Consider the following 18,600-nt stretch of genomic DNA (forward strand, 5'->3'; position numbering starts at 1 on the left):
GCAGTGGTCTTCCGTGGCTTACAGGTACTCGACGTTCCCGTCGACGCTGATCGCCTGGCCGGTCACGTTGCGTGCGGCGGGCGAACAGAGGAACAACGCCATGGCCGCGACGTCTTCGGCGGTGACCATGCGCTTGAGCGAGATCTTGTTGAGGTATTCCTGGCGCATCTGGGCTTCGGGCACGCCGACCTGCTCGGCACGGGCGCGGATCACGCCGTCCATGCGCGGGCCTTCGACAATGCCGGGCAGCAAGGCGTTGACGCGGATATCGCTCTCGCCCAACTCCGAGGCCAGGGATTTCATCAGGCCGACGATGGCCCATTTGGTCGCCGCGTACGGCGTGCGCCACGCGTAGCCCAAGCGCCCCGCCACCGAAGCGATGTGCAGCAAGTGGCCGTGGGACGATTCCTTGAGCATCGGCACCGCGTGGTGGGCAAAGCGGTACTGCGCCGTAAGATTGATGTTGATGGTGGCTTGCCAGTCGGCGTCGCTGATCGCGTCGATCCCGCCAGTCGGCCCGGCGATCCCGGCGTTGTTCACCAGCACATCGAGGCCGCCGAACTGTTCGTGCTGCACCTTGAACACCGCCTCGATCTGCGCGGCATCGCTGACGTCGGCGCGGGTGGCGACGGTGCCCGGGTGCTTGTCGCGAAACGCCGCCAGGGCCGACTCGCTCACATCACACACATGCACCTTGGCGCCCGCTTCCAGGTACGCCGCCGCCAGCACTTCACCGATGCCGGCAGCCCCGCCGGAAATCAACACACGTAACCCGGGATAGGGCTGCAACCGTTGTAGGACACTCATGCACGTTTACCTCCTGAAGCAGACGACCGCGTACGGTCGTTCTTGACGAGCAGGCGCGCCAGGGAATCGGCGGCCTGCATGATGTCATCGGTCACCGCAGCACGGGCGCCGGCGCCATCGCGGGCAGCCAGGGCTTCGACGATGCGCGTGTGCGCTTCCATCGAGCGTTGCAAGTGAGCTTTATCGGGGGCGACCAGGGCAAAACACGGGCCCATGTGCAGCCAGAAGTTTTCCACGGCAGCCATGGTCAACTCGGCCTGGGCCACGGCGTAGATGCGCCGGTGAAACGCGAAGTTGGTCCACAGGTAGCGCGACACGTCGACTTCGTCGGCGGCGTGCTGCATCTGCTGGCAGAGGTCGGTGATTTCATCGAGGTCGGCCTTTTGCAAGCGCAGCACGGCCTTTTCGGCGAGCAAACCTTCGAGGGCAACCCGGGTGTCACGGATTTCGCGCAGGCGTTCGACGGTCATCAGTCGTACGCGCAGACGGGAAGTTTCGGTGACTTCAAAGGCGTTTTCGGCGCTGAGGCGCTGCAGGGCTTCGCGCACCGGCATGGGGCTGGAACCGAGGGCTTCGGCGAGGCCGCGGATGGTGAGTTTCTGGCCAGGCTGGAAGCGACCACTCATCAACGCTTCGCGGATCTGGCGGTAGACCTGGTCTTGCAGGGTATCGCGGGACACCTGGCGCAAGGTGGGCAGGAGGAGCGGACCATCAGTCATGAGTCAAACCTGTGTTGTCGTTCTTATGGCCTCAATATGTGATCACAAATCAAATATGTCAAATAGTTTCCCGATTCGATTTCTGCTCGATTGACGGACGGATACCCGCTGACTCTAATGACTCATCAACCATGCAAGGAGCGCTCAACTGTGAAATTCGCCTACACCATCATCTACGTGCCGGACGTTGCGGCCTCGTTGGAATTTTTCGAAAAAGCCTTCGGGTTCAGTCGCCGTTTCCTGCATGAATCAGGCACGTATGGGGAGCTGGAAACGGGGGCTACGACCCTGTCGTTTGCTGCCCATGAATTGGGCGAAATGAACTTCGAAGGCGGGCATGTACAGGCGCACGCTTCGCGCCAGCCGTTGGGGATGGAGGTCGGGTTTGTGACTGAGGATGTGTTTGCCGCGCATGCCAAAGCGCTTGCGCAGGGCGCCGTAGAGCTGTCGGCGCCGACGACTAAACCTTGGGGGCAGGTGGTGTCGTATGTGCGTTGCCCGGATGGGACGCTGGTGGAGCTGTGTACGCCGATCCTGGCGTAAACACACCTTTCATGTGGGAGCTGGCTTGCCTGCGATGGCGACTTTATAGCCAGCACATCATTGCCTGACACGCCGTCATCGCAGGCAAGCCAGCTCCCACATGTTGGTCCTCAGTGTTTGGGCAATCAGGGTTTAAGCGGGAACTCCTGGTCGCGCTCCGACAGCTCTGTCCCGTCGTCCGGATGCTTCCAGGTCTGGGGTTTTTCCTCTTCATGACGCCGGGGTTGTTCACGCTCCGGCTCATCCTTGCGCTTGCGTTCGTCAGCCATTGTCACCTCCCATCCGTAAGATTTGGTCACACCTTTGAGCATAGAACAGGGCCATCATTTTGGACGGCTTTGGCGATTGATAGCCTGTGCGCATCAATACATCCAAATAACTCACTTATCATTTCTAAATGTGTCAGCCACTATCCGCGGTCTTAAGCGAAACAAGCACTTTAAAAAGAACGCTGGAGACACAAAACCATGACTAGCCCTTCCCGGCCCGACTCTGCCCGCTCGAAAGTTGGTGCGGTTTTCCGCGTTACTTCCGGCAACTTCCTCGAACAGTTCGACTTCTTTCTGTTCGGTTTCTACGCCACCTACATCGCCGCTGCGTTCTTCCCCGCTGCCAATGAGTTTGCGTCATTAATGATGACCTTCGCCGTGTTCGGTGCAGGCTTCCTGATGCGCCCCCTGGGCGCGATTGTCCTGGGTGCCTATATCGATGACGTGGGTCGCCGCAAAGGCCTGATCGTCACCCTGTCCATCATGGCCAGCGGCACCTTGCTGATCGTCCTGGTTCCTGGCTATCACAGCATTGGCTTGTGGGCCCCGGCGCTGGTATTGCTCGGCCGTCTGTTGCAAGGCTTCTCGGCCGGCGCGGAGCTGGGCGGCGTGTCGGTGTACCTGGCGGAAATGGCCACCCCGGGCCGCAAGGGTTTCTACACCAGCTGGCAATCGGGCAGCCAACAGATCTCCATCGTGGTTGCCGCTGCACTGGGTTATGGCCTGAACGTGTGGATGGAACCAGCCGTCGTTGCCGATTGGGGCTGGCGCATTCCGTTCGCCATCGGCTGCGTGATCATTCCGTTCATCTTCATCCTGCGTCGCAACCTGCAAGAGACTGAAGAGTTCGCCAACCGCAAGCACCGCCCGACCATGCGCGAAGTGTTGGCCACCCTGGCGAAGAACTGGACCGTGGTCATCGGCGGCATGCTGATGGTGGCCATGACCACCACCGCGTTCTACCTGATCACCGTGTACGCACCGACCTTCGGCAAGACCGTGCTGCAACTGAGCACCTCCGATGCGCTGCTGGTGACCTTGCTGGTGGCCGTGTCGAACTTTGTCTGGCTGCCTATCGGCGGCACCCTGAGCGACCGTTTTGGCCGCAAGCCGGTGCTGCTCGCCATGACCGCCCTGACCGTGATCACCGCCTACCCGGCGCTGTCGTTCGTGGTCAACGCGCCGAGCTTCGCCCACATGCTGGAAACCCTGCTGTGGTTCTCCTTCCTGTACGGCATGTACAACGGCGCCATGATCCCGGCCCTGACCGAAATCATGCCGGTTGAAGTACGCGTGGCGGGCTTCTCCCTGGCCTACAGCCTGGCGACCGCGATCTTCGGCGGGTTCACCCCGGCGATTTCCACCTGGTTCATCCACATCACCGAAGACAAGGCCTCGCCTGCCTACTGGATGATGTTTGCCGCCCTGTGCGCGCTGTGCTCGACCCTCGCGCTGTACCGCCGCGCCAACACCCGTGGGCAGGTGATGCAGGAGGCGGTGTAATGCGCCCGCTGCTCAAGACCCTGACAGCCCTGGCCCTCGGCGCCTTCGCGCTGACGGCCCAGGCCGAACAGCTCAAGGTGATGACCTCGGGTGGCTTCACCGCCGCCTACAAATTGCTCGGCCCGCAGTATGCCCAGCAAAGCGGCGACACCCTGGACACCATTCTCGGCCCATCGATGGGCAAGGCGCCGGAAGCGATTCCCAACCGCCTGGCCCGTGGCGAACACGCCGACGTGGTGATCATGGTCGGCTACGCCCTGGATGAGTTGATCAAACAAGGCAAGGTCGACAAGGCCTCCCGCGTTGAACTGGCAGACTCGCGCATCGGTTTGGTGGTGAAGGCCGGCGCGGCCAAGCCGGCGATCGGCACCGACGCCGAGCTCAAGGCCGTGCTGAGCCAGGCCAAGTCCGTGGCGTATTCGGACAGCGCCAGCGGTGTGTATGTGGAAAAGGAGCTGTTCAAGAAGCTCGGCATGCCGGCCAAGGGCACCATGATCGAACGCCTCCCGGTGGCCGAACAGGTTGCCAAGGGTGACTACGAGGTGGGCTTGCAGCAGGTGGCGGAATTGTTGCCGGTGCCGGGCGTGACCTACGTCGGCAAGATCCCGGAAGACGTGCAATCGGTGACGCGCTTTGCGGCGGGTATTCCGGTCAACGCTGAACACCCGACCCAGGCCAAGGCGCTGCTGCAGTTCCTGGCGTCGCCCCAGGCGCAACCGGTGGTGCAATCCACCGGCCTGGACTCGGTGTCACACTGACCGAAACGGCATCTCGCGCACCAACCGCTCCAACTCCAGCGCCGCTGGCGGCAATGTCCGCCCGCGGCGTTTTATCAAGCCCACATTGCGCATCACCTGGGGTTCTACCAGCGGCACGCTGACCAGAATCGGGTGGGTGCCGGCCGGCATCGCAATCGACGGCACCATCGCCACACCCAACCCCGCCTCCACCAGCCCGATCATCGTGGTCACGTGGTGCGTCTCGCAGATACTCGGTTTTTTCACCCGCACGCCGCGCAAGGCCTGATCCAGCAGGAAACGGTTGCCGGAGGTTTTGTCGACGGTGATGTAATCGTGCTCATAGGCTTCGGCCCAGGTCACGCTGTCGCGTTCGGCCAGCGGGTGATCGCGGCGACAGGCCAGCACGTAGCGTTCCTGCAGCAGCAATTCGAACTCCACTTCATCGGCTAGGCTGCCGCTGAAACTCACGCCGAAATCCGCCTCGCCGCTCTCTACCGCATTGCACACTTCGCCAGCACTGGCATCCAGCACCCGCAGGCGAATCTTCGGATAGAGCTGGTGGAATTCGGAGATCACGTGAGGCATGAAGTAGTAGGCGGTCGACGGTACACACGCGATGGTGACGTTACCCATCCGCGTGGAGGCGACGTTGCTGATGCCCATCAAGGCCACGTCGAGGTCATCGAGCATGCGTTCCACCTGGGGCAGGAAGGCACGGCCGACCATGGTCAGGCTGACCCGGCGTGTGGTGCGCTCGAACAACTTCACGTCGAGGGCCGACTCCAGCTTCTCGATACGCCGGCTCAGCGCCGGCTGCGAGATGCGGATGGCCTCGGCGGCGCCACGGAAACTGCCCTTGTCTACCACGGCGCGGAAGGCTTGGAGGTCGTTGAGGTCGAAGTTGATGATCACGAGGAAGGGCCAGTGAGGTCGATTTGGGGGACATTATCGTATGAATGCGTCAGCGTCAGGCCCACGCGCATTTAAAAAATCGGGTCACCTGCGTAGTCTCGTGCCGAATCCTTTCGACAGAGTGATCAATGACCAGCGCCTCCCATAACAAAAAAAACGCGCGTCTGTGGCGACTCGGTGCCGCCCTCGTGGGCATCCCTTGTATGGCAGCCCTCGGTTTTTTCGCCTGGCAAAGCTTCTACCCCGTGAGCGCGGCGGCGGGCTGGAGTGTCCAGGTGGTCTACCGCGACGTGGAGAAAGCGGCCTCGCTGATGCCGTTGCCGGACGGCTCGCTGATGGTCAGCCAGGAACTCGCCAAGGGCCAGGGCAGCATAGTGCGCATCCACCCGGACGGCGCACGGGAAGTGGTGGTGGCCAACCTTTCCAAACCCGATGGCATGTTCGCGACCCGTGGCGGCTGGGTGTTCAGCCAGGAATCCGGCGGTTTGCCCGTCAGTTTTTTCAAGGACGGTGTGGTCACCGAGCTCTTCAAAGGCGAAAACGTGCAAGGGCTGTGGGATGAAGGCGACGACCTGTACGCCATCGAAGACCGCAAGCCCACCGGCCGCCTGCTGCGCTATCGCTGGAGCGATCAGTCGTTGAGCGTGCTGCGCGACCAGGTGCAGGAAGGCGAGTCCATCGTGCGCTGCACCGACGGGCGCATGCTCTACACCGAAAAGAAAAAAGGCGTGGTACGCGAGTTGAGTGCCGATGGCAGCGACCCGGTGGTGCTGGCAGGCCTGAACAAACCAACATTCTTGATGTGCGATGAGCGGGGGCTGTGGGTCAACGAAGACTCGACGCACCGGGCACGGTTATTGTTGGTAGACCCACAGGGTAAACAGCAGACCATTCTGTCGTTTTTGAAGGCGCCGCAATCGATTGTGCCGACGGGGCGTGGCACCTACCTGCTGGCCGAAGGCGGCAGGAATCGGGTGCTGGAGTTGGTGCCGCAGGGGCGGACTGTTTCACCCTAGACAGCGAATGCGGGTAAGGCCACGAGCATGTCGAGTGACAGTGCCCGTGGTCACCTTACTGACGCGGGCACTGCGACTGTGCCTGCTACTGGCAAGTCCCACCTTTATGATGCGACCCCGTGCCGCCGACCGGATGCGTGCCTTTCGGACACCCCATGGCGAGCATCGGGCTCACAGCCATTACCACCAGCAAACCCAGCAAAGACAGCTTTTTCATGACATCCTCCGTGACCATTACGATACGTAATGGCACAAAGATATCATGCATTTACGGTCTTTATAGCGACGTTATTTTGCCCAGGCCTGTGGGCCGCTGAAAAATGCCTGGGCGTTACTGTCGAGCGTCTCCAGGTGATACCCGCCCTCCTGCACGATCACACAGGGCAACCCCAGGCCACGGATGCATTCCCCCAACCGCGCAAACCCTTCGCGCGTGACCGCGACTTTGCTTTGCGGGTCCAGCTCGTAGATGTCGAAGCCCAGGGACAACACCAGCACGTCCGCCGAAAAGTCTTTGATCGCCGCCAGGGCCTGTTCGAGTTTTTCGAAGAACAGCGCCTCACTGGCGCCATGAGGCATCGGCAGGTTGAGGTTGAAGCCCTCGCCCGCTGCGCTTCCACGCTCATCGGCGAAGCCGGCGACACCAGGGTAGAAGTTGGTGGGGTCACCGTGGATCGAGACGTACAGCACGTCGTCGCGGTCGTAGAAGATTTCCTGGATGCCTTGGCCGTGGTGCATGTCGGTGTCGAGCACGGCGACGCGCTGGAACCCTTCACGCAAGACCTGGGCGGCGACGGCTGCGTTGTTGAGGTAGCAGAAACCACCCGCCGCATCGAACCGCGCGTGGTGGCCCGGAGGTCGGCACAGGGCGTAGGCGGCTGGCGCGCCATCGAGGATGGCCTTGGCTGCTGCGACGGCGCTCTGGGCCGACCAATAGGCCGAGCGCCAGGTAAGTTCGCCGATTGGGCAACTGCCGTCCGCCAGGTAACGCGCAGCCTGGGCGAGGATGCCCCGCAGGGCGTTGGGCTCGCGCACGAAGATATTGGACATGACTTCATCGCCCCAGTCTTCGGGGATTTCCTTCCAGCGTTGATGGGCTTCTTGCAGGAAGGCCAGGTACGGCGCGCCGTGCACGGCGAGCAGTGGATCCAGGCCATGATCCTGGGGTTGCTGGATGTCGAACCCCAGGCTCTGCGCGGCCAGCAGCAGGTTGCGCGCGCGCTCGGGGACTTCCTGGGGCATGCGCATCTGGCCACGGGAGTAGTAGCTGCGCGGGTGGTGCAGGAGTTGTTCGGGGTGGAAAAAGGTACGCATGGAATCTTCCTCGATAAACTCAAATCACCGGCAGTCACACAGCTCCTGTAGGAGCCGGCTTGCCGGCGATAGCGGTAGGCCAGACAACCTCTCCATATCTGAAAGATCGTCATCGCCGGCAAGCCGGCTCCTACAGGTGATGTGTTTCAGTCTTAGTCAGCTCGGACGGCGCGTTTGAGCACGGCGTTGAGCAACACGTCGGTGCCCTGGCGCACGTCCTCGGGCAGTACGTCTTCGGCTTCGTTATGGCTCAGGCCGCCGACACAGGGAATAAAGACCATCGCGGTCGGGCAGTAACGGGCCAGGTGAATGGCATCGTGGCCGGCACCGCTGACAATGCGCTGCTGGCTGTAGCCCAAGGCGTCTACCGAGGACTGCACACAGGCAACGCAGTCTGCGTCGAACGGCGTGGCCGGGCTGATCCAGTGAGGGCTGATGGTGACGCTCAGGCCACGTTTCTCAGCGATGGCCTGCAGGCGCGCACGCACCTGCTGCTCCATGGCGTCGATGTCGGCGTCACGGTGATGACGCAGGTCGACGGTAAAATTCAGCAGCCCGGGAATCGTGTTGCGCGATGACTTGGCAATGCTCAACTCGCCCACCGTGGTCAGGCCTTCGGGGGCAAAATCCGCCGCCAGGTTTTCCAGTGCCTGGATCATTTTCGCGGCGCCGTACAGCGCGTCCTTGCGCAACGGCATCGGCGTGGTACCGGCATGGGCCGCCATGCCTTCGACCCGTACGTCGAGCCAGCGAATCGCCTGGCCGCCGGTGACCACACCGATGCTCTTGGCGTTGTCTTCCAGGATCGGGCCTTGCTCGATATGGGCCTCGAAGTACGCATCCACTGCGCCACCCAACGGGCGCTCACCGTTGTAGCCGGTACTGCGCAATGCCTCTGCCACGCTGATGCCGTCGACATCCGTCGTGGCCAGGGCCTTGTCCAGCGCCAAGGTGCCGGTGAACACCGCCGAGCCGAGCATGGCCGGGGTAAAGCGCGCGCCTTCTTCGTTGGTCCACACGGCGATTTCCAGGGGTTTGCGGGTCTGGATGCCGTGGTCGTCGAGGCTGCGGATCACTTCCAGGCCGGCCAGCACACCGTAGACGCCATCGAAGCGCCCGCCTTCCGGTTGCGTGTCGAGGTGGCTGCCCATCATGACCGGCGCGGCGTCCTTGTCGGTACCGGCACGCCGGGCGAACAGGTTGCCGATGGCATCCACGCTCAGCGTCAACCCTGCAGCTTTACACCAGTGGCTGAACAGTTCACGGCCGGCCTGGTCTTCGGCACTCAGGGCCAGGCGGCAACTGCCGCCACGGGCGGTGGCGCCGATCTCGGCCATGGCCATCAGGCTGGCCCACAGGCGCTCGCCATTAATCTTCAACATTCGCAACTCTCCCTCAAACACTGTGTGCCATTTCATGACGGTGCGCGGTGGCGTGACGGCGCGACAACGCCAGTACGCACACCAGCGAAACCGCCGCGATCAGGCTGTAGAACACTGCCATCGGCCACCATTGGCCCTGGTATTCGTGGGCCAGCCAGGTGCCAATCAATGGCGTCAAGCCACCCGCCAGCGCACCGCACACCTGGTAGGCCAGGGAGATCGCGGTGTAGCGCACGCGGGTTTCGAACAGGCCGCTGACAAAGCCGGCAATCACGGCATAAAACGAGGCCATGCACACCACCGCCAGGGCGATGCCGAGGATTATCAACGGGGCCTGCCCGCTGCTGACCAGCACGAACATCGGATAAGGCGAAGCCATTGCCAGCACGGTCATCGCGCAGAGGAAGCGCGTGGCGCCGACCTTTTCGGCCACCCAGGCGGCCAGTGGCTGGATGCAGAACTGGATGATCGCGACGAAGAACAAACACTCCAGAATCAGCGAGCGCGGTAGGCCCAGTTGCTGAGTGCTGTAGGCAATCATGAAGGTGTTGGTGAAATACACGCCGGCGATGCCCAGGGTGTTGGCGCCAATGCACAGCAACAGCGGGCGCCAAGCGGTGCGCAGCACTTCAATCACGGGGGCCTGGTCTTTCTTGATCGCCCGCGCTTTTTCAGCCTGGGCTTTGTCTTCGAGAAACTCGGGGGATTCGTTCACCCCCAGGCGAATCGCCAGGCCTACGATCAGCAACAGGGCGCTGGCGAGGAACGGCACACGCCAGCCCCAACTCAGCAGGTCTTCTTCCGGCAAACGGGTGACCGCACTGAACGCCAGCAACGACAGGATCAAACCGGCCGGGCTGCCCAACTGGGCGAAGGAGGCAAAGAAGTTTCGACGCCCTTTCGGCGCGTGTTCACCGGCCATCAGCACTGCACCGCCCCACTCACCGCCCACGGCAATGCCCTGTACCACGCGCAGCAGGATCAACAGCACCGGCGCTGCAACGCCGATTTGCGCGTAGGTCGGCAGCAGGCCGATACACACCGTGACCACGCCCATCATCACCAGGGTGATCACCAGGGATTTCTTGCGCCCGATACGGTCGCCGATGTGGCCGAACACAATACCGCCCAGGGGCCGTGCAAAAAAGCCCACGGCGAAGGTGCCGAAGGCGGCCATGGTGCTGAACAGCTTGTCGTCGGAGGGGAAAAACAGTTGGCCGAACACCAGCGCGGCGGCGGTGGCGTAGATATAAAAGTCGTACCACTCGATCATGGTGCCGATAAAAGCGGCGGCCGCAGCACGGCGGGGCTGTGGCGAAGCGGAAGGCTTCATGGGGCGGGCTCCTTTGGTTATTTTTTTGGCAGGAGAAAGTCAAACGGGCGCGCTCTGATGGCGCTTGTTGAGGGTGATTTATCGTCGCCGGGCTATGATTAGTCAATTTTCTATTTATTATTCAAATTATAAATCCTGCTTATTATCGAGCCGCGTCATGCCCGAACCTCGCCGCGATATTCACCCGCTGCTCAACGACCGCCTGGACTGGAACCTGCTGCGCACCTTCCGCGTGATCGGCCAGGAACTGAGCATCAGCCGTGCCGCCGCCCGCCTGCACCTGACGCAACCGGCCATCAGCCAGGCCCTCAAGCGCCTGGAAGAACAGCTCGACTGCGAACTGATCGCCCGCCGTGGCCCGCGTTTTGTGCTGACCGACGCCGGTGAACAGATCTTTGCCATCGCCGGCGAGATGTACGGCCAGGTGTCGCAGATGAGCAACGCCCTGCAAAAACCTGGTGACGAGGTGCTCGGCAAAGTGCGCTTGCTGATGATCAGCCGCATCGAGTCAGACACCTTTGATGACTTCCTCGCTGACTTCCACCGCGAGCATCCCCGGGTCGACCTGGAAGTGGAGGTGATGCGCAGCTCGGACATCGTCGCCGCCCTCCTCGAAAAAACCGCGACCCTGGGCCTGAGCCTCAATCGCCGACCGCAGCCGCGTCTGGAACAGCACCTGTTCTTGCGTCAGCGCTATGCGTTTTTCTGCGGACGACACCATCCGTTGTTTGGGCGCAGCGGCCTGGCGGAGGGGGATTTGCAGTCGGAGAACTTCGTGAGTTTTACCAGCGACCAAATTGGCGGGATGTTGTCGCCCTTGACGATCTTCCGCGACCAGCAGGGCTTCAGCGGGCGGATCGTGGCGTCGTCGTCCAGCCTTGAAGAGGTACGTCGGTTGGTGATCGCCGGATTCGGCCTGGGTTGCCTGCCGATCCATGTGGTGGCCGAGGATGAGAAGAATGGGTTGCTGTGGCGGCTACCGCCGGATGAGGGGATCGCGGACGTGGATATTCATCTGCTGTGGAACCGGGAGCAGAAGATGAGTCGGGCGGAGCGGGTATTTATCGAAAGCCTCACGGCTCGATTGGCGTAGGGAGCAGCGCGAGCCCGCTCACGACAATTGGCGGGGTTTGCAAGTCGGGTGGCGGCTTGCTGCTAGTGTGGAAAGCGTGTCTATCGAACATCCTTCGCTCACGGTTGTTTCCTACGAAGAGGTGTTCCATGTCCAAGATCTGGTTTATCACTGGCAGTTCCCGTGGCCTTGGCCGCGCTATTACCGAAGCGGCCCTGCGTGCCGGCGACCGTGTGGTGGCGACGGCGCGCAATCCCCGTCAATTGGATGACCTGGTCGCTGAATACGGCGACGCAGTTTTGCCCCTGCAGCTGGATGTGACGGACAACACGCAGGTCGTGCAAGTCGTGGCGGCTGCGGTGGCGCATTTTGGCCGGCTGGATGTGGTGGTCAACAACGCGGGTTATGGGGACTTGGCGTCGGTTGAGGATGTGACGCTGGAAGACTTCACGGCGCAGATCGACACCAATTTCTACGGCGTGGTGCACGTGAGCAAGGCCGTGGTGCCGGTGCTGCGCGCCCAGGGCAGCGGGCATATCTTTCAGGTATCGTCCCTCGGCGGGCGTATCGGCATGGCGGGCCTGGCGGCTTACCAGAGTGCAAAATGGGCGGTGGGTGGGTTTTCAACGGTGTTGGCGCAAGAGGTGACCCCGCTCGGGGTGCAAGTGACGGTACTGGAGCCGGGCGGCATGCGCACCGACTGGTCGGGCTCGTCCATGACGATCCCGCCGATCAGCGAGCCCTATCAGCAAAGCGTCGGCGTGCTGGTCGAGTTGCTGAATTCCCCTGGCATCTTGCCGACCGGCCCGGCCCGGGTGGCTGAGATCGTGCTGGAGTTGGCCCTGAACAAAGAAGCGCCGCTGCGCCTGTTGATCGGCAGTGATGCGGTGCAATACGCAGCGCGGGCGGCGGAAGAGCTGGCGGCCTCGGACAAGAAATGGCACGACCTCAGTGTGTCGGCTTCTGATTGATTTGCTCGACTGAAAAGGTGACCCATGCCTGATGCACGCCAATCCCGTTTCAACATCCCGGATGTTTTCTGGCAAGCCCTGAAAACCATCGGGCTGGAGCCGTCGGCGGTGTTGCGTCAGGCACGGCTGCCGGTGACGCTCAACCTTCACGAGCGGCGCGACCGTCGTCAGGTGACAACACCCGAGTTTTTCCGCTTGTGGGAGGCCGTCGGTACACTCAATCCAGACCCGGCGGCCGGCATCTTGCTGGTCACCCAGCTGGACAGTGCAACATTGCCTCCTGCGAGTTTTGCCGCCTTCATTGCCCGCGACTTTCGGGATGGCCTGCACCGCCTCGCCCGCTTCAAGCAACTGTGCACCCCCGAACGGGTGCACGTGACCGAAGAAGGCAGCACCTGCACCGTCACCCTCGACTGGTTGCGCACTCAGGCGCATCCGCCGACGTTATTTATCGACGCCGCTTTTGCCACGTTCGTCGAACTGGGTCGGCGCGGTTCCAGGGTGCACGTCATCCCCCATCATGTTGAATTGGCCCGACCGGAATGTGGCAGCAACGTTCTGGCCGATTTTTTTGGCTGCCCGGTGCACTTCGGCGCCGAGCGTAATGCCCTGGTGTTTGACGCTGCGGACTTGAACCGGCCCTTCCCCGGGCACAATCCGGAACTGCTCGACATACTCAACCCGGTCCTGACCGCCGCCTTGGCCGAAGCGACGGCACTGCCCACGATCAGCCATCAGGTCAAGGGCGCGCTCAAGCGCATCCTCGCCAGCGGTCGCCCGGAGATGGTCGAGGTGGCGCGGGACATGGGCATGAGCGAGCGCACGTTGCAGCGGCGCATCACCGAGGAAGGCACCAGCTTTCGCCAATTGATGCTGGAAACCCGCCAGGAGATAGTGCGCCATCTGTTGGCAGAACCGACGATCGAGATAGAGGAGATCGCCGGCTTGCTCGGTTACGAAGACACCAATTCGTTTTATCGGGCTTTTCGCACCTGGGAAGGCACGACACCCGGGCGCTGGCGCGCCTCACAGGGCACGACTCACTGAGTTCACGCGGGCAATGTGTTCTCGACACTACGAGCCATGCGCTGCAGCGCTTCGAACGGGTTGCGCCCGATCAGCATGAAGCCGTGGGTAGCACTGGCCCAATACACCACATTCATCCCTCGCCGCTGCTCGGTGGCGGCAGGTTGCGCACCCTTGCGGCTGGCGGTGATGCACAGCGCCAGTGGGCCGTGAAGTGGGTCCAGGTAGGTCAGTTGGCCGATCAATACACCGTCGTAGTCGAGGATTTGCGCACGCCGGAATTCGGCGCCGGGGAGGTTTACCGCCGTGGGGGACAACAGCAGGCCCAATTGAGCGCCGACCGAACTCAGTTGGGCCACGTGGGAAGCGGAGTCGGTACTGAGGTTCTCCAGGGTCTGGGGCGTGTACAAAGCCATATATTCGGCGACCGACGCACGCCAGCCTTGGCCGGGTTCCGGGCGGGGCCAACTCATGAACAGGCGGTCGGCAAGCACCCCGGCCACGGCAAAACCGGCGGCTATGGCCAGGAAGCGGCGCCGGCTCAAGGCTGGGGCATGCGCTGAGGGCAGCGATTTGAGCATCGCCTGCATACGTTCTGTGGGGGCCTGGTCGAGCAGTGAATCGAAGGCGGCCTTGAAAGGCAGGTCAGCCCCCTGCAACGCTTCCAGGCGCGCAGCCAGGACAGGATCAACGCTGAGCCGATCGGTGATGAGCTGGTGCTGCCGGGCATCCAGTTCGCCGTCCAGGTAAGCCACCAACAGTTCGTCGGAGGGTGCGTCAGTGAGGGTCATCGCCGTTCTCCGTGAGTTTTGTCCGGCTGGGCTTGGGAGGACGCGGTTTCAGCCAGTTTCGCCCGTGCGGCCGCCAATCGGCTCATGACGGTTCCCACCGGGATATGCAGCACCTCGGCAATTTCCTTGTATGAAAGCCCTTCCACATACGCCAGAAAAACCGTCTCCCGTTGTGCTTCGGGCAGCCCGTTCACACGTTTGATGACTTGTGCGGCCAACACCTGTTCCTGGGCCAGGCTCTCGCCATCAAAGGACAACTCCTGCTCCGCGTCGACGAACCCCTGCCCTTGTCTCACCCGTTGCGAGCGCAGTTCGTTGAGCCAGATCGAATGCATGATTGCCAGCAACCAGCGATCCAGCCGCGTGCCGGCGGCAAACTGCCCAGCACGTTCCAAGGCTCGCACACAGGTGGCCTGCACCAGGTCTTCAGCCAGGTGCTTTTGTCGTGACAACACCCACCCGTATCGCCATAAACGCGGCAACAGCAGGCCCAACTCGCGACGAAACTCAGCCTCTGCGGTGATGGCGGCCTCCTGTGTGTTCACTCACAGTTTTATGCCTCGGGCGCATGGGCGATCGCGTCAGCCAGGTCTTCATATTCTTCGCAGGTGGTGCTGCACAAGGCTTTGATCTTCACCAGTTGCTCCTGCGCCAGGTCGATGCGGCCCTTGATCACGTAGGCCTCGCCCAGGTACTCGCGGACTTGGGCGTAGTTGGGGTCGAGCGCCACGGACTTCAGGTAATAGCCGATGCCTTCGTCGGTGCGCCCCAGCTTGCGGGTGGCGTAGCCACGATAGTTGAGGGCCTTGGCGGTGTTCGGGTCTTGCAGGGTATCGAGCAGTGCCAGGGCTTCGTCGTAACGCCCATCCTTGGCCAGGCGGTAGGCGTAATCGGTACGGTCGGCGTCTGACGTGGCTTTGCTGGTTTGCAGCACGCACTTGCCGGTCTTGGTGTCCCAGACCTGGCCTTTGGGGCAATTGGGCTTGGGCGGCGTGGACTCATCACCGGATGCATGGGCCTGACCGGCCAGTAATGCGGCAGCCAAGCACGCACCGAAGAGGAGCGAGGTACGGTATTCGTGGCGGTTCTTCATGCTTTTCATGCTCCGTAATGGGGGTTAGGTACAGCAGCCAACATCACTTTGGAAAGGCAGTACGTGAGCCGGGCAACATGCGGCGTAGCGTGCTGTCGCCCATCACATAGTGGTGCCAGAGCGCAGCCGCCGCATGCAGGCCCGCGAGCAGGATGATCGCCCAGGCAACCGTGTCGTGCAGGCCGCCCAGGGTCCCGCGCCAGGCGTGGTCGATCACTACCGGCGCGGGGATGGAAAACAGCCCGAAAAAGCTGAAAGGCTCGCCTTGCGCCCAGCGAAACAGAAAGCCCAATACGATCTGTGCCAACAGCAACAGATAGAGGCAACCATGCGCCATTTTCGCCAGTACGTTAAGGGCGGGGTGACTGTCGGCCTTTGAGCAATTGCCGCCGGACAGGCGCCAGATAATCCGCGCAGCAATCAGCACGGCCATGGCGATCCCCAGGGAGATGTGCACCGACTGCAGGCCTTTGCGCAGTGGTGTGCCCTTCTCCAGGTTTTCCCAGATATGTGCGCTGGCAAACATGAAGATCACCACGGCGGCGGTGAGCCAATGGAAGGTGCGGGTGAGGCGGTCGTAGCGGTCGACATGGGGGCTCATAGGCGTTTCCTGGGTGGTCTGTGGGGTGAACACCGCAGCGAGGAAAGTTATTCGGTGAGACGGAGATTTTTATGCTGTTGATTCTGTGTGAGCCGAGCACCCAGAAACACAAAAGCCCCGCAGCCTATTCAGCTACGGGGCTTTTGCGTTTTATTAGCGTTCCTTATTGGCTTGGGAGAGCACCGACGCTGCAAGGGATTTGGTGTCTTCGCTATGGCGATCGCTGCCCAGCACTTTTGCGGCTGTTTCCTCCATCTCGGCACTGGTCTGCTTGTCGTTGTTCTTCTGGGCCAGCGCTGAAGCGGCAAGGCTTTTGGCAGTGGCGGAGGCGACTGGACTGTTGAGTGTTTGTGCAGCCAACGTCGCGATTTTGTCGGAGGTTTTCTTGGTGTTCTTGCTCATGATGCAGTTCCTTTGCAATGGAAGGCGCCCGATCTGACGCGCTAGCACAACGTAATAAGTTGCCGTCGTTATCGCAATGCGTCCCCTGTAGGCAAGGTTTTTGAAACGGCGCGAAAGTGACATCTGTGGTGTGGGACTTATCGATTGCACTGATGATTACTATCGAACGGGTCGCCTGCTCAATCATCAAGACCGGTTTATATAATCGCCCCCTGACTCCCTTCCCCCGCCTGGCTTCAGGCGACATTCATCTTGGAACCCAACACCATGCCAAGCGCGACACAGGCCCCACGCGGCCGTCCCGAACATAATCAACAAAGCGTCAAACAGCAGTGGCTGGCGATTCTCTCCGTGGCCGTCGGTGCCTTCGCCCTGGTAACCAGCGAGTTTCTCCCGGTGGGCGTGCTTAATGACGTTGCCGCCGACCTGGGCATCAGTGCCGGCCACGCCGGACTGATGGTCACCCTGCCCGGCATCATGGCCGCGCTTGCGGCGCCGTTGCTGTCGGTCATCATTGGCGCCATGGACCGCCGCTACCTGTTGATCAGCCTGACGCTGATCATGATCATCGCCAACAGCGTGGTGGCCTTTGCCAGCGACTTCAGCCTGTTGCTGTTTGGTCGCGTATTGCTGGGCATCAGTATCGGTGGGTTCTGGGCCACCGCCATTGCGCTGAGTGGCCGTTTGGCTCCCAAGGGCGTGGGTGTAGCGAAGGCCACGTCCATCATCATGATGGGCGTGACACTCGCCACTGTTCTGGGCGTGCCCGTTGGTACTTGGCTCAGCGGCTTGATGGGCTGGCGCATGACGTTTCTGGTCACCGCATTGCTAGGTGTACCGGTGGTGCTGGCGCAGGTGTTCCTGCTGCCCCAGCTCAAGCCGGAGAAGGCCATTCTTGTGAGTGACCTGCCGGCCTTGTTCATCAATCCACGGGCTCGTGTGGGTTTGATCGCGGTGTTGATGATTGGCCTGGCGCACTTTGCTGCGTACACCTATGTGGCACCGTTCTTCAAAAACAGCTCCGGCTTTGATGGCCCGACCATTGGTTCGCTGTTGCTGATGTTTGGTGTGGCAGGCGTGGCGGGTAACGTTTTCGCCGGCTTCGCGGCTAACCGCAGCGTGCGCTACACCTTGTTGCTGGTTGCGCTGATGATCGGCACCAGCACTGCGCTGTTCCCCTACTTCGCCACCGGCCTGACGGGCGCGACGATGCTGATCGCACTCTGGGGCTTCGCCTTCGGCGCCTTCCCGGCCTGTGCCAGCATCTGGATGTTTGTCGTGGCGCCCAAGGATGTCGAACGCGGCATGCCGCTGTTTGTCGCCCTGTTCCAGGTGATCATTGCCTTGGGCTCGTTCTTCGGCGGGCGGATCGTTGACCAGATGGGCAGTTCGGTACTGTTGAGCTTGGCCACGGCGCTGGTGGGCTGTGGGTTTGTCACGGTGCTGGTGCTTGGGCGTAACGTGAGCAATAGCTTGGCAGCACAACCTGCCTGACACCATCACAGAAACGAAAAAGCCCCGTAGCTTGTACAGCTACGGGGCTTTTTTTATGTGCTGGGGGAGAGATAGTCGACTCTTAGGCGATGGCCCGCAGGGTTGAAGCCAAAGGCTGTCTGTGGGTGATGTAGCGACTGGATAGCACGCTGCAACTCTCCTCTGAAGCGGAGTGTCAGCAGGAGGGGAAAAGTACATTGAGCGGCGAGCAGCCATGTCACGGTGAAGCGATTGCAGTGGATGTACAAGGTGCACTGATGCTTGATAACCCCACATTGATGCTTCAAGCCGCCAGGGCGGGAATGGGGCTGACTTATCTGACGGAATGGAATGCCGCGATGGACCTCGCTGAAGGAACGCTGGTGCGCGTCCTGGAGGAGTGGACGCCCTCTTACGACAAGCTGCGCCTTTACTTTCCTGGAAGGCGCCATGTGCCTGCCGGGTTGAGAGCGCTTATTGAGTTGATCAAGGAGAAGGGGTTTTGATGTGAGGGTGTTTGGGCTTATTGGCAGGAACTGCTGGCTTTTCGACCGCCCAAAACAAAACCCCATCTGCTTTCGCAAATGGGGTTTCGGAATTTAATCTTGACGATGACCTACTCTCACATGGGGA

21 protein-coding genes are annotated in these 18,600 nt (G+C 61.5%); 9 read left to right on the forward strand and 12 right to left on the reverse strand.

The genetic code is table 11. The annotated features are described in order from the left end of the window. Nucleotides 1-18 precede the first annotated feature (18 nt). Both AC07SU_RS26225 and AC07SU_RS26230 read right to left on the reverse strand, forming a co-directional pair. The gene (locus tag AC07SU_RS26225; RefSeq protein ID WP_178925671.1) at nt 19-807 is read right to left on the reverse strand and encodes an SDR family oxidoreductase; all 789 of its coding nucleotides are present in this window, start codon (nt 805-807) and stop codon (nt 19-21) included. Beyond that, nucleotides 804-1,526, reverse strand: a complete 723-nt coding sequence (locus tag AC07SU_RS26230; protein ID WP_178925670.1) for a GntR family transcriptional regulator — start codon at nt 1,524-1,526, stop codon at nt 804-806. Before AC07SU_RS26230 ends, AC07SU_RS26225 begins: the two co-directional genes overlap by 4 nt. 150 nt (nt 1,527-1,676) lie before the next feature. Between AC07SU_RS26230 and AC07SU_RS26235 the strand changes: the two genes are divergently transcribed. Further along, nucleotides 1,677-2,069, forward strand: a complete 393-nt coding sequence (locus tag AC07SU_RS26235) for a VOC family protein (RefSeq protein WP_494998703.1) — start codon at nt 1,677-1,679, stop codon at nt 2,067-2,069. A gap of 125 nt (nt 2,070-2,194) precedes the next feature. Here AC07SU_RS26235 and AC07SU_RS26240 read toward each other — a convergent pair whose 3' ends face one another. After that, entirely contained in the window at nt 2,195-2,338 is a 144-nt protein-coding gene (locus tag AC07SU_RS26240; RefSeq protein WP_176995279.1) for a hypothetical protein, read from the reverse strand. 198 nt (nt 2,339-2,536) lie between these two features. Here AC07SU_RS26240 and AC07SU_RS26245 point away from each other — a divergent pair, with 198 nt between their 5' ends. Together AC07SU_RS26245 and AC07SU_RS26250 are read left to right on the forward strand one after the other, a co-directional pair. After that, the gene (locus AC07SU_RS26245; protein WP_494998704.1) at nt 2,537-3,841 is read left to right on the forward strand and encodes an MFS transporter; all 1,305 of its coding nucleotides are present in this window, start codon (nt 2,537-2,539) and stop codon (nt 3,839-3,841) included. After that, nucleotides 3,841-4,599 carry a substrate-binding domain-containing protein gene (locus AC07SU_RS26250; RefSeq protein WP_494998705.1) on the forward strand — a complete coding sequence of 253 codons (759 nt, stop codon included), beginning with the start codon at nt 3,841-3,843 and terminating at the stop codon, nt 4,597-4,599. The genes AC07SU_RS26245 and AC07SU_RS26250 overlap by 1 nt, the downstream gene beginning before the upstream one ends. Here AC07SU_RS26250 and AC07SU_RS26255 read toward each other — a convergent pair. Then, nucleotides 4,591-5,493: a LysR family transcriptional regulator gene (locus AC07SU_RS26255; RefSeq protein ID WP_494998706.1), complete on the reverse strand. Its 903-nt coding sequence runs from the start codon at nt 5,491-5,493 to the stop codon at nt 4,591-4,593. The two genes, AC07SU_RS26250 and AC07SU_RS26255, sit on opposite strands and share 9 nt — an antisense overlap. A gap of 203 nt (nt 5,494-5,696) precedes the next feature. On the opposite strand from AC07SU_RS26255, the gene AC07SU_RS26260 reads away from it, so the two are divergent. Next, on the forward strand, nt 5,697-6,509 hold the full coding sequence (locus tag AC07SU_RS26260; protein ID WP_494998707.1) for an SMP-30/gluconolactonase/LRE family protein: 813 nt from the start codon (nt 5,697-5,699) through the stop codon (nt 6,507-6,509). A 288-nt stretch (nt 6,510-6,797) separates the two neighbouring features. Here AC07SU_RS26260 and AC07SU_RS26265 read toward each other — a convergent pair whose 3' ends face one another. From AC07SU_RS26265 to AC07SU_RS26275, 3 genes are all read right to left on the reverse strand, one after another. Next, on the reverse strand, nt 6,798-7,823 hold the full coding sequence (locus AC07SU_RS26265; protein WP_494998708.1) for a histone deacetylase family protein: 1,026 nt from the start codon (nt 7,821-7,823) through the stop codon (nt 6,798-6,800). A 152-nt stretch (nt 7,824-7,975) separates the two neighbouring features. Next, nucleotides 7,976-9,205: a Zn-dependent hydrolase gene (locus AC07SU_RS26270; protein ID WP_494998709.1), complete on the reverse strand. Its 1,230-nt coding sequence runs from the start codon at nt 9,203-9,205 to the stop codon at nt 7,976-7,978. Nucleotides 9,206-9,218: 13 nt separating this feature from the next. Further along, entirely contained in the window at nt 9,219-10,538 is a 1,320-nt protein-coding gene (locus AC07SU_RS26275; protein WP_494998710.1) for an MFS transporter, read from the reverse strand. A 157-nt stretch (nt 10,539-10,695) separates the two neighbouring features. On the opposite strand from AC07SU_RS26275, the gene AC07SU_RS26280 reads away from it, so the two are divergent. From AC07SU_RS26280 to AC07SU_RS26290, 3 genes are all read left to right on the forward strand, one after another. After that, nucleotides 10,696-11,631: a LysR family transcriptional regulator gene (locus tag AC07SU_RS26280; protein WP_494998711.1), complete on the forward strand. Its 936-nt coding sequence runs from the start codon at nt 10,696-10,698 to the stop codon at nt 11,629-11,631. A gap of 128 nt (nt 11,632-11,759) precedes the next feature. Next, nucleotides 11,760-12,581, forward strand: a complete 822-nt coding sequence (locus AC07SU_RS26285) for an SDR family NAD(P)-dependent oxidoreductase (protein ID WP_494998712.1) — start codon at nt 11,760-11,762, stop codon at nt 12,579-12,581. 24 nt (nt 12,582-12,605) lie between these two features. Further along, nucleotides 12,606-13,628 (forward strand): AraC family transcriptional regulator, encoded by a 1,023-nt coding sequence (locus AC07SU_RS26290; RefSeq protein ID WP_494998713.1) that lies wholly within the window; start codon nt 12,606-12,608, stop codon nt 13,626-13,628. A gap of 2 nt (nt 13,629-13,630) precedes the next feature. On the opposite strand, the gene AC07SU_RS26295 is transcribed toward AC07SU_RS26290, so the two are convergent. The 5 genes from AC07SU_RS26295 to AC07SU_RS26315 all read right to left on the reverse strand — a co-directional run bounded on the left by AC07SU_RS26295 (nt 13,631) and on the right by AC07SU_RS26315 (nt 16,494). Then, nucleotides 13,631-14,398, reverse strand: coding sequence for an anti-sigma factor family protein (locus tag AC07SU_RS26295; RefSeq protein WP_494998714.1), 768 nt, complete (start codon nt 14,396-14,398; stop codon nt 13,631-13,633). Continuing rightward, nucleotides 14,395-14,892 (reverse strand): RNA polymerase sigma factor, encoded by a 498-nt coding sequence (locus AC07SU_RS26300; protein WP_494998719.1) that lies wholly within the window; start codon nt 14,890-14,892, stop codon nt 14,395-14,397. The genes AC07SU_RS26295 and AC07SU_RS26300 overlap by 4 nt, the downstream gene beginning before the upstream one ends. A 59-nt stretch (nt 14,893-14,951) precedes the next feature. Further along, nucleotides 14,952-15,491: a tetratricopeptide repeat protein gene (locus AC07SU_RS26305; RefSeq protein ID WP_494998715.1), complete on the reverse strand. Its 540-nt coding sequence runs from the start codon at nt 15,489-15,491 to the stop codon at nt 14,952-14,954. A 43-nt stretch (nt 15,492-15,534) separates the two neighbouring features. Then, nucleotides 15,535-16,092, reverse strand: coding sequence for a cytochrome b (locus AC07SU_RS26310; RefSeq protein ID WP_494998716.1), 558 nt, complete (start codon nt 16,090-16,092; stop codon nt 15,535-15,537). Between the two features lie 153 nt (nt 16,093-16,245). Continuing rightward, nucleotides 16,246-16,494, reverse strand: a complete 249-nt coding sequence (locus AC07SU_RS26315) for a hypothetical protein (RefSeq protein WP_494998717.1) — start codon at nt 16,492-16,494, stop codon at nt 16,246-16,248. Nucleotides 16,495-16,761: 267 nt separating this feature from the next. On the opposite strand from AC07SU_RS26315, the gene AC07SU_RS26320 reads away from it, so the two are divergent. Together AC07SU_RS26320 and AC07SU_RS26325 are read left to right on the forward strand one after the other, a co-directional pair. Next, complete coding sequence (locus tag AC07SU_RS26320) at nt 16,762-17,988, forward strand: MFS transporter (protein WP_176995264.1); 1,227 nt, start codon at nt 16,762-16,764, stop codon at nt 17,986-17,988. 236 nt (nt 17,989-18,224) lie between these two features. After that, nucleotides 18,225-18,473 (forward strand): LysR substrate-binding domain-containing protein, encoded by a 249-nt coding sequence (locus AC07SU_RS26325; RefSeq protein WP_494998720.1) that lies wholly within the window; start codon nt 18,225-18,227, stop codon nt 18,471-18,473. The last annotated feature ends 127 nt before the right edge of the window (nt 18,474-18,600 follow it).

It is taken from the genome of Pseudomonas sp. GW821-FHT05H12, from assembly GCF_059419385.1.

What these genes read in the sequence shown, in the direction of transcription:
- AC07SU_RS26240 (WP_176995279.1), bottom strand. Translation starts at nt 2,338, where the DNA reads ATGGCTGACGAACGCAAGCGCAAGGATGAGCCGGAGCGTGAACAACCC.
- AC07SU_RS26270 (WP_494998709.1), bottom strand. Translation starts at nt 9,205, where the DNA reads ATGTTGAAGATTAATGGCGAGCGCCTGTGGGCCAGCCTGATGGCCATG.
- AC07SU_RS26320 (WP_176995264.1), top strand. Translation starts at nt 16,762, where the DNA reads ATGCCAAGCGCGACACAGGCCCCACGCGGCCGTCCCGAACATAATCAA.
- AC07SU_RS26230 (WP_178925670.1), bottom strand. Translation starts at nt 1,526, where the DNA reads ATGACTGATGGTCCGCTCCTCCTGCCCACCTTGCGCCAGGTGTCCCGC.
- AC07SU_RS26225 (WP_178925671.1), bottom strand. Translation starts at nt 807, where the DNA reads ATGAGTGTCCTACAACGGTTGCAGCCCTATCCCGGGTTACGTGTGTTG.
- AC07SU_RS26305 (WP_494998715.1), bottom strand. Translation starts at nt 15,491, where the DNA reads ATGAAGAACCGCCACGAATACCGTACCTCGCTCCTCTTCGGTGCGTGC.
- AC07SU_RS26285 (WP_494998712.1), top strand. Translation starts at nt 11,760, where the DNA reads ATGTCCAAGATCTGGTTTATCACTGGCAGTTCCCGTGGCCTTGGCCGC.
- AC07SU_RS26265 (WP_494998708.1), bottom strand. Translation starts at nt 7,823, where the DNA reads ATGCGTACCTTTTTCCACCCCGAACAACTCCTGCACCACCCGCGCAGC.
- AC07SU_RS26280 (WP_494998711.1), top strand. Translation starts at nt 10,696, where the DNA reads ATGCCCGAACCTCGCCGCGATATTCACCCGCTGCTCAACGACCGCCTG.
- AC07SU_RS26275 (WP_494998710.1), bottom strand. Translation starts at nt 10,538, where the DNA reads ATGAAGCCTTCCGCTTCGCCACAGCCCCGCCGTGCTGCGGCCGCCGCT.
- AC07SU_RS26245 (WP_494998704.1), top strand. Translation starts at nt 2,537, where the DNA reads ATGACTAGCCCTTCCCGGCCCGACTCTGCCCGCTCGAAAGTTGGTGCG.
- AC07SU_RS26315 (WP_494998717.1), bottom strand. Translation starts at nt 16,494, where the DNA reads ATGAGCAAGAACACCAAGAAAACCTCCGACAAAATCGCGACGTTGGCT.
- AC07SU_RS26250 (WP_494998705.1), top strand. Translation starts at nt 3,841, where the DNA reads ATGCGCCCGCTGCTCAAGACCCTGACAGCCCTGGCCCTCGGCGCCTTC.
- AC07SU_RS26310 (WP_494998716.1), bottom strand. Translation starts at nt 16,092, where the DNA reads ATGAGCCCCCATGTCGACCGCTACGACCGCCTCACCCGCACCTTCCAT.
- AC07SU_RS26295 (WP_494998714.1), bottom strand. Translation starts at nt 14,398, where the DNA reads ATGACCCTCACTGACGCACCCTCCGACGAACTGTTGGTGGCTTACCTG.
- AC07SU_RS26290 (WP_494998713.1), top strand. Translation starts at nt 12,606, where the DNA reads ATGCCTGATGCACGCCAATCCCGTTTCAACATCCCGGATGTTTTCTGG.
- AC07SU_RS26260 (WP_494998707.1), top strand. Translation starts at nt 5,697, where the DNA reads ATGGCAGCCCTCGGTTTTTTCGCCTGGCAAAGCTTCTACCCCGTGAGC.